Below are 22,272 nucleotides of genomic sequence, written 5' to 3' on the forward strand. Positions count from 1 at the left end.
GCCCGACCGAAAGGCGCTTTTCGCGGGGCCGCGACCGTCGGGTATGCTCACGGTCGCGCTCGCGGGCAAGCCGAACGCCGGCAAGTCCACCTTCTACACCGCCGCCACGATGGCCGACGTCGACGTCGCGAACTACCCGTTCACGACCGTCGACCCGAACCGAGGCGTGACCTACGTCCGCACCGAGTGCCCCTGCCTCAACCGCGAGGAGCGCTGCGGGGCGGAGAACTGCCGCGACGGGAAGCGGTACGTCCCGGTCGAACTCCTCGACGTCGCCGGGCTCGTTCCCGGCGCCCACGAAGGGAAGGGGCTCGGCAACCAGTTCCTCGACGAGCTGACGAACGCGGACGTGGTGTTGAACGTCGTCGACGCCTCCGGCGCCACGAACGCCGAGGGCGACCCGGTGGAGGTCGGGAGCCACGACCCCCTCGACGACGTGGACTTCATCGAGGAGGAGATGGACCTGTGGCTCGCCGGCATCGTCGACCGCAACTGGGAGGGCGTCGAGCGGAAGTCCCGCGCGCCGGACTTCGACCTCGAAGCGGCGCTGTCGGACATGCTCACGGGGTTCGGCGCGACCGAGCGCGACGTGACCGCGGTCCTGCGCGGGCTGGAGTACCCGGACGACCCGAAGGCGTGGACCGACGACGACCGCGAGGCGCTCGCGCGGGCGGTCCGCCGCCGCACCAAGCCCATCGTCGTCGTCGCGAACAAGGTCGACGCGGCGCCCGAGGGCGCGGTCGAGCGCATCCGCGAGGGGACCGACAAGCCCGTGATCCCGGCGACCGCCGACGGCGAACTCGCCCTGCGCCGCGCCGCGGAGGCCGGGGTCGTCGACTACGATCCGGGCGACGAGGAGTTCGCCATCACCGGCGACGTCTCCGACGACCAGCGCGCCGGCCTCGACGCGCTCCGCGAGTCGATGGCGGCCCACGGCGGGACGGGGGTCCAGACCGCGCTGAACGCGGCCGTCTACGACCTGCTCGACCAGATCACCGCCTACCCGGTCCAGGACGCCGGCAAGTGGACTGACGGGACGGGCAACGTCCTCCCGGACGCCTTCCTGCTGCCCGCGGGATCGACGCCCCGCGACCTCGCGTACGCGGTCCACTCCGACATCGGCGAGGGGTACCTCCACGCGGTGGACGCGCGCGCCTCGCGCCGGATCGGCGAGGGCCACGAGCTGACCGAGGGCGACGTGGTGAAGATCGTCTCGACGGCCGGGCCGTAGCGGCCCCCTGGGGAGCGAGCGTCATCGGCCGGGGGCGTCGCCGGTGGTGGGCGCCGCCCGCTGATCACTCCAGCGAGCGCGCGTACGTCACCTGCTTGGGCTCGAAGCCCGCGTCGCGGTAGAACCGCCGCGCGCCGTCGTTGCCCCACTCGCAGGAGACGGTGAGGTAGTCGCGGTCGTCCTCGCGGGCCATCGCTTCCACCCGTTCGAGGACCGCGCTGCCGTGCCCCTCGTTCCGGCGGCCCGGGTCGATTTCGAGGTTCACCACGTCGAGGTACCGCCCCCGCTCCCGAGAGGGGCGCTCGCCCGTTTCGAGGGTGACGAACCCGACCGTCTCGCCGTCGACGACCACGAGGTAGTCGGTCACGGAGGGGTCGTCGAGGTGCGCGCGGAACCCGTCGTCGGGGACCGCCTCCGCGTCCGCGTAGACGATTTCGTTCAGCGGCGAGTGCGACTCCATCGCGGTCGCGAGGTCGTACCACCGCTCGACGAGCGCGTCGAGGTCGTCCTCGTCGGCTGCCACGAGTTCCATGTCGATCCGCGATGGCGGACGGTCACTTCAGCGTTCGTCCGGCGTGGGTCGCCGGCCCAACCGGGGGCGCGGGGCGGCCTCCGCCGTGCGACCGACAGGCACATGCGGGTCGCCCGAGACGGGCCGGTAGAGAGCGGCATGCTCGGGCTCGAACACGACTTCCGGATCGTCGACACCCGCGCGACCCTCGACCCCGACGAGTCGTCGGTCGCCACCCACGGGCGCGACATCTCGCCGGAGCGCCTGGAACGCGAGATGCTCCAGGCCGGGATCGTCCGCGCGGTCGCGAGCCCCGGGCAACGCGCCGCCGGGCGGAGCTACCTCCGCGCGAACAACGCCGTCGCCCGCCTCTCCATCGACCGCCCGTTCGTCGCGTTCGCCCGCCTCAACGGCCCCCGCGACCCCGGGACCGGCCCGGTGTCGGCCGTCCGGAACCTGCGCGCCGAGCGCGACGACCACCACACCCGCCCCGACGACGTCGAGCAGTACTCCTACGACGACCGCTTCCACGGCTTCACGCTGGCGCCCCACGTCGACGGCCTCCCCAACGAGGACGTGCTGACCCGCCTCGAGGACGCCGACCTCCCCCTGTTCGTCCACGCGGGCCGGGAGTTCCCGCCCGAGGCGGTCGAAACCGAGCTGCTGGGCTACGACCTCCCGGTCGTGCTGGGCAGTTTCGGCGGGTACCCGCTGGACGCCGACCTGATGAACGAGACGCTCGACCTGCTCGACGAGTACGACCGCCTCCACGTCGACACGAGCGCGGTCCGGTACCGCGAGGTGCTCGAACGCGGCGTCTTGGAACACCCCGACCGCGTCCTCTTCGGCTCCGGCGCGCCGGACGTCCACCCGAACGTCGGCGTGATGGAGGTGCTCACGCTCGACGTCTCCGAGGACCTGATGCGGCGCGTGCTGGCGAAGAACCCAGCCCGCCTCGTCCCCGCGCTCGCCGAGGGCGCCGACGTGTGACCCGGAGCGCCCCCGCCGCCCGCGGGTCGATCCCCGCCGCCGCCCCCAGCGGGTAGAACCCCGCTGCCGCCCGCGGGTCGAACCCCGCCGCCGAAGCGACGCGCACTTGTCGCGCCGCCGCCGACCGACGGACATGAGCGACGCAGACGCCCGGAGCGAGCCCGTCGCGGGCGACGCCGACGCGGGCGCCGACGACCCGTACGTCGAGGTCGTGCGCGCGGTCGGCCACGAGCACGTCACCGCCGAGCACGCGAGCACGTTCGAGTTCACGACCGACGACTGGCTCACGCCGGCGGGCGACTGTATCGTCGGCGTCGAGGCGGACCGGGCCCCGCGGGACTTCTCGGCCGAGTTCCGCGAGGCCTGCCGGGACGCGGACGCGACGATCACGGCCACCGTCGCGGCCGGGGAGCCGGGCGCCGAGGCGGTCGACCTCGCGGACCCCGCTCACGTCGACCGGGTCGTCGGCCGCGGCGACCCCGGGCTCGCCCTGCTCGACGAGCGCTCCATGGTCGGACGCACGAGCGACTACACCGACGACGAGCGGACGGTCCTCGTCGACGGCGACGGCGCCGCGGCCGACCTCGACCGCGACCTGGTCGCCGCGCTCGCCGACGGCGCGCCCGCGGCGCTGCGCCTGGCGGTCGAGCCGACGGGGTGAGCGGCCGATACGAGCCGGGCGCCGCGAGCGGTCAGGACTGATCGGCGGCGTCGATGATGTCGAGGACGGGGAACGGCTCGGTCCGGTCGAAGGAGGCGAAGACGGCCTCGTAGCGGGCCGAGGGGAACACGAACACGACGACGTTCTCGAAGAACAGCGTCTGGGCCTCGAACGACTCGTCGATCAGCTCCTTGAAGTCGTCGCTGGAGACCTGATTCGCCATTATCAGCCGGTACGCGGACTCCAGATCCCGGTCCGAGTACAGGGAGGCGAGGTCGTCCCGGACGTATTCGACGGTGAAATCGAGGGACCCGAGGTGGGCCATCACCCGGGCCTCCGCGCCGTCGACCGCGCGGAGGCTCTCGACGAGGTCGGACATACCGGTGGAAGCGGCCTTCTGCGTGGTAAAACTGGCCATTCGGGGCCGCAGCCGCTCAGATCGGGAGTTCCGCGTCCGCGCCGACGACCCGGTCCGGCTCCGCGGGCGCGCGCCAGTCGGTCGTCCGCTCGAGCAGTTGGACGACCATCCGGCCCGTCACGCCCCACACGGTATAGCCGTCGACGTGGAAGAAGTGGACGCGGTGGTCGCCGTACTCCGGGTGGCCGACCCGGCGCTCTGACTCGTAGTTCGCCGGGTCGGTGAGCGCGTCGACCGGGAGGACCGCCACCTCGGCGACCTCCGACTCGTCCGGGACGTACTCGCGGTCGGGGGCGACGCCGACGAACGGGCGGACCGCGTACTTGCTCGACGTGCGGGTGTCGTCGAGGCGCCCGACGACGTCGACCTCCGTCGGTCGCATCCCGACCTCCTCGTCGGCCTCGCGCAGCGCGGTGTCGGTCAGCGTCCGGTCGATCGGCTCGCGGCCGCCCCCGGGGAAGCTCATCTGTCCGGGGTGCTCGCCGAGGTGCGCGGCGCGCTTGGTAAAGAGGAGGTGGGCGTCGCCGTCCCGCGCGATCACCGGCGCCAGCACGGCCGCCTCCCGGCGCCCGGCGAGCGACTGCGGCGCGTGTCGACGCAGCCCCGACAGGTCCATGGGCGAGGTAGGCGACGCGACGCGGTTAACGTTTCCGCGAATTCCGACCGCGTCGGACGGGAACGTATCGCGCGGAGGCCGGAGCGACGCGCCGCCCGCGGCTCAGATCACCGCGAGTTGGCGGACGACGGTCGCCACGAGCGCCGACAGCACGACGATCAGCGCCGCGAGCAGGACGGTCCGTTTCACCGGGTACATCGTACCCGCGGGAGGGGCGGGGCGACCAAGTACCCCGCCGACCCTCGTCCCGAGTTTAGCCGAATTTGCGACGCGCCGGGCCGAAGGGACTCCGTACCGACGCGCCGCGCGGGCGGGCGACGGCGGTCGGGTTCGGACCTTTTAAGCCCGCGACACCCGCTTTCGAGAGTAATGAGCGACGACGACCAGGAGCTCGGCATCACCGAGTCCAAGACGCACAACACCGGCGAGTGGTACGCCGAGGTCGTACGGAAGGCGGGGCTCGCGGACTACGGCCCCGAGGGGATGAGCGGGTTCATCGTCACCCGCCCGCGGGCGTACGCCGTCTGGGAGCGCCTCCAGGGCTTCCTCGACGCGAAGTTCAAGGACACCGGCGTCCAGAACGCCTACTTCCCGCTGTTCATCCCCGAGTCGTACCTCGAACGCGAGAAGGACATCGTCGAGGGGTTCGACCCCGAGGTGGCGTGGGTCGACGAGGCGGGCAACAAGGAGCTCGAAGAGCGGCTGGCGGTCCGCCCCACCTCCGAGTCGATCATCACGCCGTACATCTCGAAGTGGGTCCGGAGCCACCGCGACCTCCCGCTGCGCGTGAACCAGTGGTGCTCGGTCGTGCGGTGGGAGGCGACCGAGACGAAGCCGTTCTTCCGCACGAAGGAGTTCCTCTGGCAAGAGGGCCACACCGCGCACGCGACCCACGAGGACGCGTGGGACGAGACGATGACGCGGCTCGACCAGTACGAGTCCGTCTACGAGGACCTGCTCGCGCTGCCGGTCCTGAAGGGGCAGAAGCCGGACCACGACAAGTTCCCCGGCGCCGACACGACCACGACCGTCGAGGCGCTGATGCCCGACGGGAAGTCGGTCCAGGCGGGCACCTCCCACCACCTCGGGCAGTCGTTCGCGGAGGCGTTCGACATCACCTACTCGGACGAGGACGAGGAGGAGCGCACCGCCCACACCACCTCGTGGGGGCTCTCGTGGCGCGCGCTGGGCGCGCTGATCATGACCCACTCCGACGAGCAGGGGCTCGTCCTCCCCCACACCGTCGCCCCCACCCAGGTCGTCGTCGTCCCCATCTGGCAGGAGGACACGAAAGACGACGTGCTGGCGTACGCGGAGGGCGTGGCCGACGACCTCGACGAGGCGGGGATCCGGGTCGAGCTCGACGACCGCGACGAGCGCAACCCCGGGTTCAAGTTCAACGAACACGAGCTCAACGGGATCCCGCTCCGGATCGAGATCGGCCCCCACGAGGTCGACGACGAGGAGCTCACCCTGGTCCACCGGCCCGACGGCGAGAGCGTCGAGGTCGACCGCGACGGGGTCGCCGAGACCGTCCGCGACCAGTTCGACGAGATCTACGCCAAGCTGTACGCGACCGCCGAGGAGACCCTCGACGACGGCGTGCGCGAGGCCGACGACCGCGCCGACATCCTCGGCACGCTCGGCCAGCACGGCGGCTACGTGAAGGCCCCGTGGTGCGGCGACGAGGCCTGCGAGGAGCCGATCAAGGAGCCGATGGCCGCCGAGATCGTGATGGTGCCGTTCGAGGACGACGACCCCCTCGCCGACGGGGGGCACGACGAGACGTGCGCGATGTGCGACGCCGACGCCGAGCGGACCGCCTACTTCGCGAAGACGTACTGAGCTGCGGCGGTGCCGGCGCCGCCCGTGGTGTCTCGCTCGCGCGGTGACGCCGACCCGGTCCGGACCGGGCGTCCCCTGCGGGAGCGACCACCCGGCGACGCGACGTTCCTCCGGGATCGACTTATCCCTCTCACGTCGTGCGATTAATCCGCGTTGATCCGACTTAACGGAGTTCCGGGTATATAGGGACGGAGTGCGTACGCGCTGGTGATGAACCGATGGATTGCCGGCCTCGTCGTCGCGGCCGTCGCCGCCGCGGTGATCGCGGGGGCCGCCGCCGCCGCGCCGGCGGGAGCGGTGACCGCACAGACCGACGCGCCGAACGGGAGCGGTGCGGACTCCGGCGCCGAGAACGGGACGGTCGACCTGAGTCCCGGCGAGCAGCTCGCCGGCGTCGTCGGCGTACAGGGCGCCGAGATAGAGGGCGAGGTCGAGTCGCGGGCCTTCGAGGTCGGGCTCCGCGAGGCGGCGAGCAACGAGAGCCGCGCCGCCGTCGTGGCGGAGCGCCTGAACCGGACCGAAGCGCGCCTCGCGGAGCTGGAGCAGCGACAGGAGGAGCTGCGCGAGCGCCGCGCGGCCGGCGAGTTGAGTCAGGGGGAGTACGCCGCGCGGATGGCGACGACGACCGCGCGGATCGAGACGCTCTCTCGCGGGCTGAACCGGAGCGCGAGCGCGGCCGCCGAGCTCCCGGCCGCCGTCCGCAGCGAGGCGGGCGTCGACGGCGAGCGACTGACGGCGCTGCGCGAGCGCGCGAGCGAGCTCAGCGGTCCCGAGGTCGCCGCCATCGCCCGCGGCGTGGCCGGCGAGGGCGTCGGCGGGCCGGTGGCGCCCGGGCGGCGCGGCCCGCCGGCGAACGGCACCGAACGCGGCCCGCCGGGCGACGCCGGTCCGCCCGGTGCGGGCGGCCCCGGTGGCAGCTCGGGGAACGGCTCGATGGGCCCGCCCGGAGCGGGTCCGGGAAACGGGTCGATGGGCCCGCCCGGAGCGGGCTCCGGGAACGGGTCGATCGGAGCGCCGGACGGCTCCGGCACCGGATCCGGGAGCGGGGACGGTCCGGGTGACGGCAGTTCGAGCGGCGGCGAGCCCGGCGGCAACGGGCCCGGCGGTAACGGGACGGGCGGCGGCGCGGACGCGCCGTCGGTCGGCGGCGCCGCGGTCGCCGGGCCGACGGTCGCCGAGAGCCCCTCGCGCCTCGATGCGTGAGCGGTGTCACGCCGCGACCGTCGACTCCCCGCGTCCGGCTCCGGGTGACGGGGCGACCCGGGTCCGGATGGGAAGGAATTTACCGACAGTCCGAATGACTTAGCCCGTGCAGCGAGCGCCGATCCTCCTCGCAGTCATCGCCCTCCTCGGAGCCGTCGGTCTCGCGCTCGGCGCGGGCGGCGCCGGCGCGGTCCCGTTCGAGGGCGGGTTCGCCCAGATGGACGTCGAACCGGACGACGTGTCGATGGAGGTCGCCGTCCAGCCGGACGGGGACGCGCGGTGGACCGTCGAGTACCGGATCCGGCTCGGCACCGACGAGGAGGAGCGGGCGTTCGAACAGCTCCGCGCGGACGTGGAGAACGACACGGAGGCGTACACGACCCGGTTCCGCGACCGGATGGCCTCGACCGCGGAGACCGCCGAGTCGGCGACGGGCCGCAACATGACCGTGTCGAACGCGACCGTGACCGCCGAGCGGCGCGAGCTCCCGCAGGCGTACGGCGTGTTGACCTACCGGTTCGAGTGGACGAACTTCGCGGCCGTCGACGGCGACCGGCTCCGCGTCGGCGACGCCGTCGACGGGCTGTTCCTCGACGATGCCTCGTCGCTGATCGTCTCGTGGCCCGAGGGGTACCGCCTCGGCGAGACGACGCCCGAGCCGAGCGAGGTGCGGGAGCGGTCCGTGGTCTGGAACGGGCCGGTCGACTTCTCCGCCGGCCAGCCGCGGATCTCGGTCGGGCCCGCGGGGCCGCTCTCGGGGGTCCCGACCGCCGGCATCGCCGCGCTCCTCGGGGCGCTCGTCGTCGCCGGCGCCGCCGTCGCCTACCGCCGCCGGGACACTGAGGCCGCGGCGCCCATCGGAGGCGGAGACGCCGAGACCGAGGCGACCGGCGACGTGCCGGCGGACGACTCGGACGCGGCGACGGGGGCCGCCGCGAGCGACTCGACGGCGGAACCGGCGGCCGGCGACGACGACGGCGACGCGCCGGAGCCGGACTCGGACGAGCCCCGGCCCGTCGACGGGGACCTGTTGAGCAACGAGGAGCAGGTGCTCCGGCTGATCGAGTCGGAGGGGGGCCGGATGAAACAGAAGCAGGTGGCCGAGCGGTTGGACTGGACCGCCGCGAAGACGAGCCAGGTGGTGACGGGGCTGCGCGACGAGGGCGACCTCGACGGCTTCCGGCTGGGCCGCGAGAACGTCCTCTCGCTGCCCGACTACGACCCGGAGGGAGACGCGGACGGAGCCGACGAGGACGACGGGAACGGCGGCGACGAGGAGAGCGACGGGGAAGACGCGAGCGGCGAGGGCGACGCTACCGGCGGCTGACCGCGCCGTCGACGGCCCGGAGACGGCCCGGTTCGGCCACGCTCACAGGTCCCGCGAGCGACCGATGTGAAGCAGTTCGCCCCCGCACTCGCACTCGCCCGGGGAGCCGGTCCGCCGGCCGCATTTGAAACACTCGTACATTTCTTCGCTGTCGCAGTCGTATTCTGGTCGCATATACGTCGATAGGACTCCGTGATAGATAACCACACACCTAATATTATTTCTAGAATATAAATGGTTCTCCGAGAGCGGGTGACCGAACGATCGGAACGGCTCGATCGGGCCCGAGAACCGCGCTCGCGTCACCTATCGGGAGCCCCGTCGCTCACCGGCTCGGCGTCGCACCGTCAGAAGAGCCGGAGGAGGGACTGTGAACCACGGTCGTTCCGCTTCGCTTCACTCCCTGGTTCAAATCTCACCGGCGCTCTTCGACTCCACTCCCTTCCGTCAGAAGAGCCGGAGGAGGGATTTGAACCCTCGACCTATTCCTTACGAAGGAATCGCTCTGCCAGCTGAGCTACTCCGGCGCGCATTCGACAATTCCCGGACGGAAAAATAAGGGTTCCGAAACGGGGACGGGACGGCGATCCGACGCGCCGACTCCCGCGACGGAATCGGCGAATTGTTCCGGTAGTAATCTGGCAATCGTCTCGTGTTGGCTCGTATTCTGTCTTGATAACCACAAGAAATCGGGATAGTTCACAAGTGTATAAGGAAAAATACTAAATACCTGTTCGGGTTTGAATTCAGACGTGATGACACCGCCCGCGTGCCGAGACGGCGGGGATCGAATCCCTCGGCGGTGCGTGCCCGGTCGAAGCCCGTACCGGGCGGCGATAGTCACGTCGGTCGCCGGCCCCACGGCGACTCGACGCGGCCGTCATCCCCAGCAGCGTCCCGTCGCGGCTACCGTGTGAAACGCGTCTCCGACGCGCCAAGCGCAAAAATCGCCTCTGGTCCCCGACCGCCGCCGCGACCGCTTGTCATGTGACGGGCCCCGGCCGCGTCGCCCCGACCCCCCTCGGGGCGACGCGGCGTTCTCGCTGTCTCGACTCCCTCGCGAGCGACCGGCCCGACCGGCGCGCTCGCGCGGGGGCGACTCTCCTTACGCGAACAGCCGCCGCGCGCGACGGACTCCCGCGGAGAGTCCGGCGTACCCGGCGCCGACGACGCCCGCGAGCCGCAGTTCCGCGGGCGCGACGCCGAGGCGGTGCGAGAACGGCCCCGGCCGCGCGTCGGCGCCCGCGACCGCGACCGTGCGACCGCGGACCCTGACCTCGGCGGTGAGGCCGCCCCGGACCAGCTCCGCGGCCGCGAGGGTCGAGACGGACTCCGCCGGCAGTCGCCGGGCGATGCGGAGGGCGTCGCCGACGCTGTCGACCTCGACGAACAGTCGGCGGCCGGTCGCGTGGACCGCGGCGTCGACCCCGTCGACCGAGAGCGTCAGGTCCTCGGTCTCGACCGAGAGGCGCCGCCCGGACTCACTCCCGCTCACTCGTGGTGACCCGGACGCCGCCGTCGACGCGCCACTCGGCGTGCTCGGCGTCGTCGCCGGTCCCGCTCGGCACCTCGACGGTCAGGTCCTCGAACTGGTAGTGTATCTCCGCGTTCCGACCCGTGAGCCGGTCGTACAGTCCGATCGCCAGGTCGGGCCACGTGGTCGTCTCGTCGATGCGCTCCGCGGGGTCTTCGGCGTCGCTCATACGTAACAAATGATAGTGAGTGACACGCATAAGTGAGCGGCCTGACGTGTCTGTGCCCGTCCCGCGGCGGAGCCCGCCCCGGGGCTCAGTCGGCGACGCGGGTCAGTCGAACGTCGAGACACACGTTGTACTCGTGTGGCGCGTACGACCGGACGACCCGCTCGGTCTCGACGTCGACCGCGTACGCGTCGCCGGCCGCCGCCTCGATCGCGCGGCGGCCGGGGCCGAACGGGTCGTCCTCGTGCTGGATGTCGTAGTAGTGGACCGCGCAGTCGTCGCCCGCGAGCGCGACCGCGGCGTCGAGGAACTCGTCCGCGGAGTGCGGGAGGTTCATCACGAGCCGGTCGGCGGTGTCGGCGTACGAGTCGGCGATCTCCCGGACGTCGCCCGCGACGGCCGTCACCCGGTCTGCGACGCCGTTGCGCTCGGCGTTCTCCCGGAGGTACTCGACGGCGCGCTCGTTGAGGTCGCACGCGACCACGTCGGCGCCGCGGGCGGCCATGGGGACTGCGTACGGTCCCACGCCGGCGAACATGTCGACCGCCGACTCGCCGGGCTCCACCTGCTCGACCACGCGGTGCCGCTCGGTCGCGAGCCGCGGCGAGAAGTACACCTCCGCGACGTCGAGCGCGAACTCGTGGCCGTACTCGCGGTGGACCGTCTCGGTGCCGTTCCCGGCCAACACGTCCCACCGACGGACCCGGAGTTCGCCCTCGATCGGCGAGGCGCGGTTGAGGACCGTGTCACAGGGGAGGTCGGCGGCCATGACCGCCTCCGCTATCTCGCGGGCGCGCTCGTCGTCGTCCTCGTCGACGATGACGATGTCGCCGAGCCGCTCGATCGAGGGCTCGTAGCCGAGGATCTCCGCGGGCGTCGTGGGTCGGTCCCGGGCCGCCGCGTCGCGCTCCACGATCCGGTCAGCGAGGTCGGCGGGGACCCGATCGCGGTCCGCGACGGGGATGTAGATCGTGTCGCCGTCGGCGGCGATCTGGTGGTCGCCGTCGAGGGCGCCGGCGTCGGCGAGCCGGCTCCGGACGGTCTCGCCGCGCTCGCGGTCGACGGCGACGCAGGGGACGCTCATCGTCGGAGGGACGCGGGCGAGCGAATAAACGGTGACGCTTCGCGGGCGGCTCACTCCCCGTCCGCGGTCGCGCCCGCGACCGCGTCGAGCAGGTCCGCGCCGTCGGCGTCGGCGGCGACCGTGACGACCCGGTCGGCGGCCGCCGCCACCTCGGCGTTCGGGCCGTCGGCCGTCGCGGGGCCGCCGGCCCCCTCCGCCCCGACGGCGAGCGTCGCGTCCGCGTCGGCCGCGAGGTCCTTGGCCGCCGCGACCGCCGCCGCGGACGGGGCCTCGAACGGCGGTGCCGTCACGGCGGTCGCGCCCGCGTCCGCGGCGGCGCCGGCGGCCGCGTCCCCCGCCGGCACGACGCCGACCGAGGGCTCGTGGCCCGCGGCCGCCAGCCGGGCGACGGCGCGCGCCGCCGGCCGCCCCGTGCCGATCACGTGGACGCGCCGGGGATCGACGTCGCTGTGGGGGAACGCCGTCACCGCGGGCGCCCCGGTCGCCGGGTCGCGGCCGACGAACGCCTCCGCGTCGAAGGCGGCGCCGACGGTCGAGGCGGACAGCACCGACTCCGGGGGCCCGGCGGCGCGGACCCCGCCGTTCGCGAGGACGACGACCTCGTCGCAGTACCGGGCCGCGGCGTTGAGGTCGTGGATCGCGGCGATCGCCCCCCGGTCGCCGTCGTCGACGAACGCGCGGACCAGTTCGAGCGTCTCGACCGCGTGGTTCACGTCGAGGCTGGCGGTCGGCTCGTCCAAGAGGAGGAGCGGGGCCGCCTGCGCCAGGGCCCTGGCGAGCAGGACGCGCTGGCGCTCGCCGCCGGAGACCTCGGTGATCGAGCGGTCCGCGAACCCCTCCACGTCGGCCGCGGCCATCGCGGCGTCGACCGCCTCGTCGTCCGCGACGCCGTGCGCGTCGAAGCGGCCGAGGTGCGGGGTCCGCCCCATCTCGACGACGTGGCGCACGCGGAAGTCGAACGCGAGGTTCGTCGCCTGCGGGACGCTCGCGACGCGGCGCCCGACCTCCTTTGCCGACAGCGACGCCGCCGGGTCGCCCCCGATCTCGACGGTCCCGGCGTCCGGCTCGACCGCCCCGGTCACCGCGCGCAACACCGTCGTCTTGCCGGCGCCGTTGGGGCCGACGAGGCCGACGAGCGACCCGGGCTCGATGCGGAGGTCTACCCCGGAGACGACGTCGAGGTCGCCGAACGAGACGGCCACGTCCGCGACCGACAGCAGCGGGTCGTCGCCGAACGACGCGGTGTCCGGGAGCGACGCCGGTCCCGCGAGCGACGCCGACCCGTCGCGCGCGGCGGCGGGTCGGGGCTCGGCCGCCGCTGCGTCCGTCTCCCCCGCCTCCCCCTCCGCCGCCTCGCCGTCCGCGTGACGGTCCGCGCTCACAGCTCCGTCACCTCCCGGGTCACGAGCAGGTAGACGAAGAAGGGCGCGCCGACCGCGGCGGTGATGATGCCGACGGGGTACTCGGCGGGGGCGGAGCGCGCGAGCGTGTCGGCCGCGACGAGGAAGGTGCCGCCGGAAAGCGCTGCGGTCGGGAGCAGCACCCGATGGTCGGGGCCGACGACGAGCCGGAGCATGTGGGGCATGATAAGGCCGACGAACCCGATCACGCCGGCGAACGCGACGCCCGCGGCCGTGACCAGCGCCGAGGCGGCGAGCAGCACGCGCTTCGTCCGCTCGACGGCGATGCCGAGCCCCCGGGCCTCTTCCTCGCCGAGCAGGAGGACGTTGAGGTCGCGGGCGTACGCGAGCAGCACGGCGAACAGCGGCGGCACGACGACGGCGGTGACGGCGACCTCGCTCCACGCGGCGCCGGAGAGGTGGCCCATCAGCCACGCGACGATCTGCCGGAGCGACTCGCCGGCCTGGAGCTGGAGGTACGAGACGACCGCGCCGAGGAACGTCTGGACCGCGACGCCGGCCAGGAGGAGGGTGGCGACGGGCGTCCGGCCGCCCCGGGTCGCGATGGCGTACACGCCGAAGGCGGCGACGAGCGCGCCGACGAACGCGAAGAGGCTCGTCCCGGCGCCGCGCGAGAGCGCGATCTCGACCGGGCCGAAGAGCGGGAGCGCGACCGTCGCCGAGAGCGCGGCGGGGAAGACGATGAACGCGACCGCGCCGACCGCCGCGCCCGAGGAGACGCCGATTATCGAGGGGTCGGCCATCGGGTTGCGGAAGAAGCCCTGCATCACCGTGCCGGCGGCCGCGAGCGCGAACCCGACGAGCGCGGCCAGCAGGATCCGCGGCAGCCGCACGCCCACCACGATCTGCTGGTGGACCGAGTCGACGGGGAACGCGAACGGGGACGCGAACGCGAGGTCGACGCCCGGGAGCGTGAGCGGTCCGACGCCGGGGACCGGCAGCGGCCCGACGCCGCTGGCGCTCGTCTCTATCCCCGCGGGCACTGCGAGCGCGTTCAACACCGACTTCACGACGGTCTCGGGCGGGACGGAGACGGGACCGATCGCGGCGCTGACGACGACGGCGACCGCGAGGAGCGCGGCTACCGCCGCCGACCAGTACGCCGACCGAACCCAGGGTCGCATACGTACTCCAACACAACTTGTAGTAGGTAAATACTTATTGGACGAGGCCGGTCATCGATGCGATGCGAGACAGCTTCGCGATCGCGATGGCGATGCTGGTGGCGACCGCCCTGATCGGCGGCGTCGCCGGGACGGCGGCGGGCGCACAGCCGACGATATCGACCGACGGACCGGCCGCGGGCGCGCAGCCGGCGGTCGGCGCCGCGGCGGCGGGCGCGGGGCCCGCGCAGACCGACGGCGCCTGCGGCTTCCCGTACAACGCGACCGACGCCACCGGCGAGACGATAACCCTGGAGGAGCGCCCCGACCGGATCACGACGATCAACCCGTCGGCGGCGCAGACGCTGTGGGAGCTCGGCGCGCAGGAGCGCGTCGTCGGCGTGAGCCAGTTCGCCTTCTACCTCGACGGCGCCGAGGAGCGAGCCAACGTCTCCGCCGAGTTCGGCGCGAGCGTCGAGCGCGTCGTCGACACCGAGCCCGACCTCGTGCTGGCGCCGAACTCCTCCGCGGCCGACGTGGAGCCGCTCCGCGAGCAGGGGCTGACCGTCTACCACTTCCCCACGGCGACCTCGATAGACGACATCGCCGAGAAGACGGAGACGATCGGTCGGCTCGTGGGGGCGTGCGAGGCCGCGAGCGAGACCAACGCCGAGATGTACGACGCGGTCGAGGCGGCTGAGGAGCGGACGAGCGGCGTCGAGCGGCCGACCGCCCTCTACCCCCTCGGCGGCGGCTACGTGGCGGCGAACAACACCTTCATCGACGCGATCATGACCGCGAGCGGGACGGACAACGCCGCCGCGGAGCACGAGGCGTACCCGCAGCTCTCCGACGAGGTGATCCTCCAGACGGACCCCGAGCTAATCATCGTCACCGACCCCGAGGCCGCCATCCTCGACCAGGAGCCGTACGCCAGCACGACCGCGGGCGCCGAGGACAGCTACGTGGTGATGAACGTTAACTACCTCAACCAGCCGGCGCCGCGCAGCGTCATCGAGTCGACGACGACGCTGTCGAACGCCGTGGTCGAGCTACGGAGCGACGGCAGCGAGTCGACGGACGGCGCCGAGGGCGGCTCGTCTGACGGGGACGGGAGCGACGGCGGCGATTCCTCGGGCGACGGCTCCGGAGACGGGGACGCGTCCGACGGCGACGGCTCGACGACCGGCGATTCGACCGGAAGCGACGACGAGAGCGCCGGTGACACGGGCGCCGAGTCGCCCGGGTTCGGCGTCGTCGCGGCCGCGCTCGCGCTGCTCGCGACCGGCCTGCTCGCGCGGCGCGAGTAGGGAGAGACGGCCGCGTTGCGGCGAGCGCTCGCCGACGGCTCTTCTTAAATACCCTGTCCCATCAGGTGGCTGCGGAGCACGTCGGGCGTCTTCAGCCCGGCGTCGCTGTTGAGCAGCACGACGGTCTCGTCGCCGTCGAAGAACCCCTCCTCCGCGAGCGCCCACGCGCCGGCGGGGGCCGCGCCGCCGGTCGCGCCCATCTCGACGACCTCGTTCTGCGCCACGGCGACCGCGCTCGCGAGGATGTCGTCGTCCTCGACGCCGACCGCGGTCCCGCCGCTCTCGGCGACCGCTTCGACGGCCGCGGCGCCGCCGGCGGGGTCCGGGATCTCCAGTTCGCCGCAGATGGTGTCGGGCGTCCCCCACGGCTCGGGCTCGCCGAGGCCGCGCTCGACGGCGGCCGCGATCGGGGCGCAGCCCGCCGCCTGGGCGGCGACAACCTTCGGGGTGCCGTCGACCGCGCCGATCCGGTCGAGCTCGGCGAACCCCTTGTACACGCCGGCGACGACCTCGCCGGACCCGGTCGGGACGACGACGACGTCGGGGGCGTCGCCGAGGTCGGCGACGAGTTCGAACGCGACCGTCTTGGCGCCCTCGTGGCGGTACGGGGTGACGAACTCGCCGAGGTCGGTGTACTCGGTCTCCAGCTGCTCGTCGACCGCCTCGGCGGCGTCCGGGAAGCGCCCGCCGACCACGCGCATCTCCCCGCCGTGGACGTTCGTCATCGACTTGTTCGAGAACGCGCAGCGCGAGGGGACGAACGCGTACGAGCGCAGGTCGGCCCGGCCCGCGTACGCCGCCATCGACTGCCCGGCGTTGCCGGGGCTCGCGCAGACGAGCGGCTCCACGTCGGCGCCGTCGGCCGCCCGCCTCGCGACCGCCGTCATCGCGAGCGAGAGCCCGCGGTCGAGGACGGTCCCCGTCGGGTTCCGCCCCTCGTCTTTGACGTACACCGCCTCCACGTCCAGCTCGTCCGCGAGCCGGTCGGTCGCCACGAGCGGGGTGGCGCCCTCGCCCGCGGTGAGCGCGTCCGCGGCCGGGAACGGGAGCAGCGCGTCGAAGCGCCAGTGGCCGCGGGCGGTCGCGGGCGCGGTCCGGGCGTCGCCGCTTCCCCCGCGGGCGGCGGGGTCGAACAGGTCGTCCGGGTCGACCGCGTCGTAGTCGTAGACGGGGTCGAGGCCGCGCGCCCGCTCGTCGCCGTCGATCGCCGCCGCGTCGGCGGTCTCGTGGACGCGTCCCGACGCCCGACTCTCCAGCCCGCGAAACGCCGGCGTGGTCTCGAAGTCAGCCATACCGATCCTTGCGGCGGCGGCGACTAATCGCTTCGCACTCGGGGGCGACTACTCGGGGGTGAACCGGACCGTCGCCGTCCGGTCCGCCCGCTCGCGGCGGTCGCGGACGGTCTCGACCAGCCGCCGCACGCGGTCCGGCTCCGTCTCGAGCGCCTCGGCGGTCGTCTTTCGGTCCATGTCGAACCAGCCGTACAGCACGACGATCCGGGCCTCGTGGGGCGGGAACAGCGACGCGGCGACGAGGTCGCCCGCGAGCGCGCCCACGTCGACCCGCTGGAACCCGTTCCCGAACCGCCGGTAGAGGTCGGGGTCGAGCTCGCCGAGCGGCACCCGGCCGCGCTCCTCGTCGACGGGAACGTCGACGCGGCTCAGAAAATCGGAGGGGAACGTGCCGAACTTCGGGTTCTCCGCCTCGTCCACGTAGCCGAAGGTCCGGTCCGGTCGGTCGATCGGCGTCGCGACCGCGCCGTAGTGGAGCCAGCGGTCGTCGGACCCGCTCACGGCTCCCTCCCCGTCGGTGCGGTCGCCGCGCGGCGAGCGGTTCTCGTCGGGCGAGACGCGCGCGTCGCCGCCGAGCCCGTCGCGGGGTCGGCGAGACTGCCTCCGGACGGCGCCTCGGGGCACATACCGTCCGATCCGAGCAGGGGGTTTTCAAACCGATCACGTGGTTATCACTCGTGATTCCGAACGGGTCGGAACGACGCCCGCGACCCGAACCCGCCGCCGCTTATAATCCCGCGACCCGATACCCCGAGTATGAACGGAGACGCCACGGTCGTCGGCGGCGGACTGGCGGGGCTGGTCGCGGCGAGGCGGCTCGCCGAGGCGGGCGCGGACGTGACGCTGTACGAGCGACGGCCCGCGGTCGGCGGGCGCGTGCGGACGGAGACGGTCGACGGGTTCACCCTCGACCGGGGCTTCCAGGTGCTCTTCTCCAGCTACCCCGCCGTCGCGCGCGAGCTCGGACCAGACGGGCTCGACGACCTCGACCTGCGGACGTTCGCGCCCGGCGCGACGATCTGTCGGCCCGGCTCGCGTTCGGTCCTCGGCGACCCGCTCCGCGACCCGCGGTCCGCGATCCCCTCGCTGTTGAACGAGGAGGTCTCGTTCTCCGACAAGCTCCGGACGCTCGCGCTCCGGTACGACCTCGCGAACCGCGACGAGGCCGACTTCTTCGCCGGCCCCGACGCCTCGATCCGCGAGTACCTCCGCGACTGGGGGTTCGCCGACGACTACGTCGAGAACTTCGTGGAGCCGTTCTACGGCGGTATCACCCTCGACCGCACGCTGTCGACCTCGAAGCACGTGTTCGAGTACACGTTCCGCGCGATGGGCCGCGGGTCGATCGGCGTCCCCGCCGAGGGGATGGCCGCGCTCCCCGCCGCGCTCGCCGACCGCGCCCGCGAGGCGGGCGTCGAGATCCGGACCGGCGAGGACGTGGAGGCGGTCCGGACCGCCGGACAGGGTCGGATCCCGTTCCGGAGCGGTGCGGCCGACGCCGAGGGCGCCACCGTCGAGCTCGCGGACGGGTCGACCCGCGAGGCGGACGCGGTCGTCGTCGCGACCTCGCCGCCCGAGGCGCGGCGGCTGGCCGACGTCGACTCGGTCCCGACCGAGGGCGTGCCGAACACGACCGGCTGGTACGCGCTCCCCGCGGGCGAGTCGTTCGAGACGGGGAAACGGATCCTGCTCAACGCCGCGGGCGAGTCGCCGAACGCCGTGGTCCCGATGTCGGAGGTCGCGCCCGAGTACGCGCCCGCGGACCGCGCGCTGCTCGCCGCGACGTTCCTCGGCGAGGAGGCCTTAGAGCGCGACGACGAGGCCCTCCGCGGCGACGTGCGCGACGCGCTTGAGGCGTGGTTCCCGGACCGCGAGTTCGAGGGGTTGGAGACGCTCGACGTCCACCGGATCCGGTTCGCGCAGTTCGCGCAGCCCCCGGGCGTCCACGCGGACCTCCCCGACGCCGACGAACCGGAGGGGCCGGTGACGCTCGCCGGCGACTACACCGAGTGGTCGTCGATCCAGGGCGCGCTGGAGAGCGGGCGGGCGGCGGCGAACGCGGCGGGAAAGTACCTGTAAGTCACCAGAATCGACCGAGACGGGTCACGGACCGGCGCCGTCACCCGCGGACGAGCCCGAGGCCGACGATGGCCGCGAGCACGGCTACGCCGATCGTCCACTCGGTGGCAAACCGAAGTCCGATACCGAGCAACAGCAGCGCGTTCGCCGCCAGCAGGAGGAGGACCGCGTCGAGGCGGCGTCGGAGGGTGTCGTCGTCCATGTCGACACGCGCAGAGGCGGCGTAAAATCGGTGGCGATCGGGGGACGGAGACGACCGACGGGGGCTCGCCGTCCGCGCTACTCCTCCCGCAGGAACGCGTCCTCGCCGTGCGCCTCGACGGCGGCGAGCAGGTCGTCGCGCTGGCGGCGTATCTCGGGCGGGAGGTCGGCGTAGGCGTGATCGAACATCTCGCTCGGGTCGGGCGCGACGGACTCCGCGAAGTCGATGGCGTCGGCGACGACCTCGTCGGCCTCGTCGCGTATCGCCGCGACACCCTCGTCGCCGATCCGCCCGGTCTCCCGCAGGAACGCCTCCGTGCGGTCGAGCGGGTCGAGCGCGCGCCACGGGTCCACATCGTCGGGGTCGCGGTAGGCGCTCGGGTCGTCGGCGGTGGTGTGCGCGCCGAAGCGGTACTCGACGAACTCGATGAGGCTCGGGCGGGGTGCGTCCTCGTCGACGCCGTCCGTCCCGCTTCGCGCCCGCTCCGCCGCCTCCCGCGTGACAGCGTAGCTGGCGAGCGGGTCCATCCCGTCGACGCGGACGCCGTCGAACCCGTAGGCGGTCGCCTTCTGGGCGAACGTGTCGCTCGCGGTCTGTCGCGACTCGGGGATCGAGATGGCCCAGCCGTTGTTGTGACAGCAGAACAGCGTCGGCGTGTCGAAGACGCCCGCGAAGTTCATCGCCTCGTGGAAGTCGCCCTCGCTGGTCGCGCCGTCGCCGAAGTGCGCGGCCACGACGCGGCCCTCGTCGCGGTGGTCGAACGCCCACGCGGCGCCGACCGCGTGCGGGAGGTGCGCCGCGATACCGATGTTCAGCGGGAAGACGTTGCCCGCCGCGATCGCCTCCGTCCCGGACTCGTGGCCCATCCAGTAGGGGAGGTACTCGCCGAGGAGGTCGCGGACGACGACCGCGCCGTGCTCGCGGTACTGGTAGCTGATCAGGTCGTCGGCCGCGAGCGCGTGCGTCGAGCCGACCGCCGACCCCTCCTGGCCCGCGCAGGGCGCGTACGTCCCGATGCGGCCCTGCCGCTGGAGGCTCACCGCGCGCTCGTCGAACCGGCGGGTGACGACCAGGTCGCGGTAGATCGCGCGGAACTCCTCGTCCGAGAGGTCCGGGACCGTCGCGTCCGGCAGGGGGCTGCCGTCCGGCCCGAGCACGCGGTAGAGGTCCTCGTCGGCGAGGGGGTCGGTCGCGTCGCCGCCGTCTGACGCGCCGGCGCCGTTCTCGTCCATGCGCGATCGGTGTGCGCCCACGTCACAAGGAGTTAGCGGTCGCGGCGGCGCGTCACCCGCCCGCGTACCGCCGACGGACGAAGATCATCGGCGGGCCGATCAGCGTTCCGGCGAGCGTCGTCAGCGCGAACACGAGGCCGACGAGGAGCGGCGCGGGGCCGGCGGCCAGCAGGTCGACGCTCCAGACGACGAGGAACCACGCGGTCCAGACGACCCCGGTGAGGAGGGCCGTGAGCGCCCCGTACCCGATGCCGGCGGGATACGTGTACGTCGCCCGGCGCTCGACGAGCGCCCACCAGACGACGCCGCCGACGAGGAGCGCCGGCGCCGCGAGGAGCGGCACCGGGAACGACTCGGGGAGCCCGACCACCTGCGCGAAGACGCGCAGGACGGCCGACAGGACCAGCGCCGTGACCGCGCCGCAGCCGAACGCGTAGACGCCGGCGAGGGCCGACCACCGCCGCGAGGCGCCGGGCTCGGACGCGGACGAGATCGGAGAGGCCATACTCGGATGTCACGGAGGCGAACTAAAGTCCTTCCCGTGGGTGAAGCGTCGACTTGTGCCTTCCCGGCGGCGCGTCCGCGCCGCCGCTCACGCGACCCCGATCGCGAGTTCGAACGGGTACGCCCCGTGTTCGCTCGGCGTCTGTCCGGGCACGTTCCACGAGACGTTGAACAGGCCGCGGCTCACGTACGTCCCCGCGGGGAGGTCCGCCGGGACGGCGTACGTCGCGACCATCTCCTCGCCCGCGTCGAGCGACTCCAGCGCCTGTCCGTCGCTGCGGCTCGGGCGCGGCCCCTCGACGCCCTCGGTCTCGACGATTTCCAGCGAGCGGCGCTCGCCGTCGTGGAAGGTCCAGAGCGCGCTCGGCAGCGCGCCGCGGCTCGTGAACGTGTACGGCCCCTCGGCCTCGCCGGCGGCGTTCTCCGGGGCCGGCGCGACCGTCAGCGCGAACTCGCGGGGCGCGTCCTTGGCCGCCGCGACCGCGACCGACACCGGGACGCGGTCGTACAGCGATTCGCCGACGATGACGCTGTACACGGTCCCATTTATCCGGTAGTACACCGGCTCGTCGTGCTCGGCGGCGAGCGCCGCGTAGGCGTCCGGCACGTCGTCGGCGAAGAGCTGGCTCCGGTCCGGCGTCGGCAGCGCGGGCGCGCGGTGCTCCGACGCCAGCGCGCGCTCGAAGAAGGTCACCACCTCGGGGTCGAGCGCCGACTCGTCGACGACCGGCCGGTCCCACATGTCCCCGTCGGTCAGTTCCCGGGCCGTGATCGCGTACGGCGGGGCCTCGTGCTCGACGGCCGTGCGGATCCGGGAGACGCCCCTCCCGTCTTCGAGGTAATCGTACTCGTCGAGGAAGTCGTCGACCGGCTCGGGGCGGACGCACCGCCGGTACTCGCCGCGGGCCGCGTTCGGGCCGTACGCCGTCAGGGCGTTCACGAACGTCTCGACGGCCGCGGCGCCGAGGTCGTCGCGCCGCCCCGCCTCGCGGAGGACGCGGCCCTCGTCGTATCCCTCGGCCGTCGCGTCCGCGAGCTCCGCGGTGAACGTCGGAAGCGACGGGTGGAACGCGTAGCGCGTCCCGTCGATCTCGACGTACGGCCTCAGCTCGCCGCGGTCGTAGACGCGGAACTCGTCGACCGCGGCCAACAGCGCGTCGCTCGGGTCGTCGGTCTCGAACCTGCCGTCGCGCGCCGCGGCCAGCGGATCGCGCAGCGCGTCGGGGATCTCCGACTCCGGGACCACGTGGTCGGGGTCGATCCCGCGGGTCGGCGCCGGCTCGTAGGCGGTGACGACGTGGGGGACCGTCCGGAGCTCGACGTCGAGCGAGCCCGTCGAGTCGCCGTCGTCGCCCGACCGGCCGCCGTCCGTTCCGTCCGTTCCGTTCGTCGCCGGCCCCGTGCCGGTCTCGCCGACGCACCCCGAGAGGGCGACTGCTGAGCCGCCGAGGGCCGAGAGGAGGGCTCTGCGGTCCATGCTCCGGAGCTTCGAGACGAATAACAAAAATCTTCGGTGGGTCGCGGCCCGCGGCGCGGCCAGTCG

Annotated in this window: 23 protein-coding genes and 1 tRNA gene; 8 read left to right on the forward strand and 16 right to left on the reverse strand. The window is 73.2% G+C overall.

All coding sequences use genetic code 11. The features are described 5' to 3' along the window. Positions 1-43: 43 nt before the first annotated feature. Entirely contained in the window at positions 44-1,231 is a 1,188-nt protein-coding gene (locus tag DVK05_RS03030; RefSeq protein WP_121561933.1) for a redox-regulated ATPase YchF, read from the forward strand. 64 nt (positions 1,232-1,295) lie between these two features. On the opposite strand, the gene DVK05_RS03035 is transcribed toward DVK05_RS03030, so the two are convergent. Next, entirely contained in the window at positions 1,296-1,763 is a 468-nt protein-coding gene (locus tag DVK05_RS03035; RefSeq protein WP_121561934.1) for a GNAT family N-acetyltransferase, read from the reverse strand. Positions 1,764-1,901: 138 nt separating this feature from the next. On the opposite strand from DVK05_RS03035, the gene DVK05_RS03040 reads away from it, so the two are divergent. Further along, the gene (locus tag DVK05_RS03040) at positions 1,902-2,732 is read left to right on the forward strand and encodes an amidohydrolase family protein (protein ID WP_121561935.1); all 831 of its coding nucleotides are present in this window, start codon (positions 1,902-1,904) and stop codon (positions 2,730-2,732) included. Between the two features lie 133 nt (positions 2,733-2,865). Then, positions 2,866-3,393: a DUF371 domain-containing protein gene (locus DVK05_RS03045; RefSeq protein WP_121561936.1), complete on the forward strand. Its 528-nt coding sequence runs from the start codon at positions 2,866-2,868 to the stop codon at positions 3,391-3,393. Positions 3,394-3,424: 31 nt separating this feature from the next. On the opposite strand, the gene DVK05_RS03050 is transcribed toward DVK05_RS03045, so the two are convergent. Next, on the reverse strand, positions 3,425-3,772 hold the full coding sequence (locus DVK05_RS03050) for a hypothetical protein (RefSeq protein WP_121561937.1): 348 nt from the start codon (positions 3,770-3,772) through the stop codon (positions 3,425-3,427). 55 nt (positions 3,773-3,827) lie between these two features. Next, positions 3,828-4,427: a CoA pyrophosphatase gene (locus tag DVK05_RS03055; RefSeq protein WP_121561938.1), complete on the reverse strand. Its 600-nt coding sequence runs from the start codon at positions 4,425-4,427 to the stop codon at positions 3,828-3,830. A gap of 369 nt (positions 4,428-4,796) precedes the next feature. Here DVK05_RS03055 and proS point away from each other — a divergent pair, with 369 nt between their 5' ends. The 3 genes from proS to DVK05_RS03070 all read left to right on the forward strand — a co-directional run bounded on the left by proS (position 4,797) and on the right by DVK05_RS03070 (position 8,802). Further along, the gene (gene proS / locus DVK05_RS03060) at positions 4,797-6,272 is read left to right on the forward strand and encodes a proline--tRNA ligase (RefSeq protein ID WP_121561939.1); all 1,476 of its coding nucleotides are present in this window, start codon (positions 4,797-4,799) and stop codon (positions 6,270-6,272) included. A gap of 210 nt (positions 6,273-6,482) precedes the next feature. Continuing rightward, a complete protein-coding gene (locus DVK05_RS03065) occupies positions 6,483-7,475 on the forward strand; it encodes a hypothetical protein (RefSeq protein ID WP_121561940.1) in 993 nt (330 codons plus the stop codon). Between the two features lie 106 nt (positions 7,476-7,581). Then, positions 7,582-8,802, forward strand: a complete 1,221-nt coding sequence (locus tag DVK05_RS03070) for a hypothetical protein (protein ID WP_121561941.1) — start codon at positions 7,582-7,584, stop codon at positions 8,800-8,802. A gap of 42 nt (positions 8,803-8,844) precedes the next feature. On the opposite strand, the gene DVK05_RS03075 is transcribed toward DVK05_RS03070, so the two are convergent. The 7 genes from DVK05_RS03075 to btuC all read right to left on the reverse strand — a co-directional run bounded on the left by DVK05_RS03075 (position 8,845) and on the right by btuC (position 14,131). Continuing rightward, positions 8,845-8,976 (reverse strand): rubrerythrin-like domain-containing protein, encoded by a 132-nt coding sequence (locus DVK05_RS03075; RefSeq protein ID WP_121561942.1) that lies wholly within the window; start codon positions 8,974-8,976, stop codon positions 8,845-8,847. Between the two features lie 280 nt (positions 8,977-9,256). Beyond that, positions 9,257-9,329 (reverse strand) — tRNA-Thr (locus DVK05_RS03080). A 578-nt stretch (positions 9,330-9,907) separates the two neighbouring features. Continuing rightward, complete coding sequence (locus tag DVK05_RS03085; protein ID WP_121561943.1) at positions 9,908-10,297, reverse strand: peptide ABC transporter ATP-binding protein; 390 nt, start codon at positions 10,295-10,297, stop codon at positions 9,908-9,910. After that, positions 10,284-10,505 (reverse strand): hypothetical protein, encoded by a 222-nt coding sequence (locus DVK05_RS03090; RefSeq protein ID WP_121561944.1) that lies wholly within the window; start codon positions 10,503-10,505, stop codon positions 10,284-10,286. Before DVK05_RS03090 ends, DVK05_RS03085 begins: the two co-directional genes overlap by 14 nt. An 85-nt stretch (positions 10,506-10,590) precedes the next feature. Next, positions 10,591-11,586, reverse strand: a complete 996-nt coding sequence (locus DVK05_RS03095; RefSeq protein ID WP_121561945.1) for a class I SAM-dependent methyltransferase family protein — start codon at positions 11,584-11,586, stop codon at positions 10,591-10,593. A gap of 50 nt (positions 11,587-11,636) precedes the next feature. Then, positions 11,637-12,806, reverse strand: coding sequence for an ATP-binding cassette domain-containing protein (locus DVK05_RS03100; protein ID WP_233559349.1), 1,170 nt, complete (start codon positions 12,804-12,806; stop codon positions 11,637-11,639). 158 nt (positions 12,807-12,964) lie between these two features. Next, complete coding sequence (gene btuC, locus DVK05_RS03105) at positions 12,965-14,131, reverse strand: vitamin B12 ABC transporter permease BtuC (RefSeq protein WP_121561947.1); 1,167 nt, start codon at positions 14,129-14,131, stop codon at positions 12,965-12,967. Positions 14,132-14,193: 62 nt separating this feature from the next. Between btuC and DVK05_RS03110 the strand changes: the two genes are divergently transcribed. Beyond that, positions 14,194-15,420, forward strand: coding sequence for a PGF-CTERM-anchored ABC transporter substrate-binding protein (locus DVK05_RS03110; RefSeq protein WP_121561948.1), 1,227 nt, complete (start codon positions 14,194-14,196; stop codon positions 15,418-15,420). 44 nt (positions 15,421-15,464) lie between these two features. On the opposite strand, the gene DVK05_RS03115 is transcribed toward DVK05_RS03110, so the two are convergent. Both DVK05_RS03115 and DVK05_RS03120 read right to left on the reverse strand, forming a co-directional pair. Further along, positions 15,465-16,712 carry a pyridoxal-phosphate dependent enzyme gene (locus tag DVK05_RS03115; RefSeq protein WP_121561949.1) on the reverse strand — a complete coding sequence of 416 codons (1,248 nt, stop codon included), beginning with the start codon at positions 16,710-16,712 and terminating at the stop codon, positions 15,465-15,467. Between the two features lie 48 nt (positions 16,713-16,760). Next, a complete protein-coding gene (locus tag DVK05_RS03120; RefSeq protein ID WP_121561950.1) occupies positions 16,761-17,336 on the reverse strand; it encodes a hypothetical protein in 576 nt (191 codons plus the stop codon). A 132-nt stretch (positions 17,337-17,468) separates the two neighbouring features. Between DVK05_RS03120 and DVK05_RS03125 the strand changes: the two genes are divergently transcribed. Beyond that, entirely contained in the window at positions 17,469-18,791 is a 1,323-nt protein-coding gene (locus tag DVK05_RS03125) for an NAD(P)/FAD-dependent oxidoreductase (RefSeq protein ID WP_121561951.1), read from the forward strand. 40 nt (positions 18,792-18,831) lie between these two features. Here the strand turns inward: DVK05_RS03125 and DVK05_RS17240 are convergent, their stop codons facing one another. From DVK05_RS17240 to DVK05_RS03140, 4 genes are all read right to left on the reverse strand, one after another. Then, the gene (locus tag DVK05_RS17240) at positions 18,832-18,993 is read right to left on the reverse strand and encodes a hypothetical protein (protein ID WP_199712276.1); all 162 of its coding nucleotides are present in this window, start codon (positions 18,991-18,993) and stop codon (positions 18,832-18,834) included. 77 nt (positions 18,994-19,070) lie between these two features. Beyond that, positions 19,071-20,225: a thiamine pyrophosphate-dependent dehydrogenase E1 component subunit alpha gene (locus tag DVK05_RS03130; protein ID WP_121561952.1), complete on the reverse strand. Its 1,155-nt coding sequence runs from the start codon at positions 20,223-20,225 to the stop codon at positions 19,071-19,073. 52 nt (positions 20,226-20,277) lie between these two features. Beyond that, positions 20,278-20,730 carry a hypothetical protein gene (locus DVK05_RS03135; protein WP_121561953.1) on the reverse strand — a complete coding sequence of 151 codons (453 nt, stop codon included), beginning with the start codon at positions 20,728-20,730 and terminating at the stop codon, positions 20,278-20,280. Between the two features lie 87 nt (positions 20,731-20,817). Beyond that, entirely contained in the window at positions 20,818-22,206 is a 1,389-nt protein-coding gene (locus tag DVK05_RS03140) for a hypothetical protein (protein ID WP_121561954.1), read from the reverse strand. Positions 22,207-22,272: the final 66 nt, after the last annotated feature.

It is taken from the genome of Halorubrum sp. Atlit-8R, from assembly GCF_003666025.1.
Lineage (GTDB): Archaea > Halobacteriota > Halobacteria > Halobacteriales > Haloferacaceae > Halorubrum > Halorubrum salinarum.

Bases quoted from the DNA above. Each gene is read 5' to 3' on its own strand.
- DVK05_RS03030 (WP_121561933.1), top strand. From the start codon at position 44: ATGCTCACGGTCGCGCTCGCGGGCAAGCCGAACGCCGGCAAGTCCACC.
- DVK05_RS03035 (WP_121561934.1), bottom strand. From the start codon at position 1,763: ATGGAACTCGTGGCAGCCGACGAGGACGACCTCGACGCGCTCGTCGAG.
- DVK05_RS03040 (WP_121561935.1), top strand. From the start codon at position 1,902: ATGCTCGGGCTCGAACACGACTTCCGGATCGTCGACACCCGCGCGACC.
- DVK05_RS03045 (WP_121561936.1), top strand. From the start codon at position 2,866: ATGAGCGACGCAGACGCCCGGAGCGAGCCCGTCGCGGGCGACGCCGAC.
- DVK05_RS03050 (WP_121561937.1), bottom strand. From the start codon at position 3,772: ATGTCCGACCTCGTCGAGAGCCTCCGCGCGGTCGACGGCGCGGAGGCC.
- DVK05_RS03055 (WP_121561938.1), bottom strand. From the start codon at position 4,427: ATGGACCTGTCGGGGCTGCGTCGACACGCGCCGCAGTCGCTCGCCGGG.
- proS (WP_121561939.1), top strand. From the start codon at position 4,797: ATGAGCGACGACGACCAGGAGCTCGGCATCACCGAGTCCAAGACGCAC.
- DVK05_RS03065 (WP_121561940.1), top strand. From the start codon at position 6,483: ATGAACCGATGGATTGCCGGCCTCGTCGTCGCGGCCGTCGCCGCCGCG.
- DVK05_RS03075 (WP_121561942.1), bottom strand. From the start codon at position 8,976: ATGCGACCAGAATACGACTGCGACAGCGAAGAAATGTACGAGTGTTTC.
- DVK05_RS03090 (WP_121561944.1), bottom strand. From the start codon at position 10,505: ATGAGCGACGCCGAAGACCCCGCGGAGCGCATCGACGAGACGACCACG.
- DVK05_RS03095 (WP_121561945.1), bottom strand. From the start codon at position 11,586: ATGAGCGTCCCCTGCGTCGCCGTCGACCGCGAGCGCGGCGAGACCGTC.
- btuC (WP_121561947.1), bottom strand. From the start codon at position 14,131: ATGCGACCCTGGGTTCGGTCGGCGTACTGGTCGGCGGCGGTAGCCGCG.
- DVK05_RS03110 (WP_121561948.1), top strand. From the start codon at position 14,194: ATGCGAGACAGCTTCGCGATCGCGATGGCGATGCTGGTGGCGACCGCC.
- DVK05_RS03115 (WP_121561949.1), bottom strand. From the start codon at position 16,712: ATGGCTGACTTCGAGACCACGCCGGCGTTTCGCGGGCTGGAGAGTCGG.
- DVK05_RS03125 (WP_121561951.1), top strand. From the start codon at position 17,469: ATGAACGGAGACGCCACGGTCGTCGGCGGCGGACTGGCGGGGCTGGTC.
- DVK05_RS17240 (WP_199712276.1), bottom strand. From the start codon at position 18,993: ATGGACGACGACACCCTCCGACGCCGCCTCGACGCGGTCCTCCTCCTG.
- DVK05_RS03130 (WP_121561952.1), bottom strand. From the start codon at position 20,225: ATGGACGAGAACGGCGCCGGCGCGTCAGACGGCGGCGACGCGACCGAC.
- DVK05_RS03135 (WP_121561953.1), bottom strand. From the start codon at position 20,730: ATGGCCTCTCCGATCTCGTCCGCGTCCGAGCCCGGCGCCTCGCGGCGG.
- DVK05_RS03140 (WP_121561954.1), bottom strand. From the start codon at position 22,206: ATGGACCGCAGAGCCCTCCTCTCGGCCCTCGGCGGCTCAGCAGTCGCC.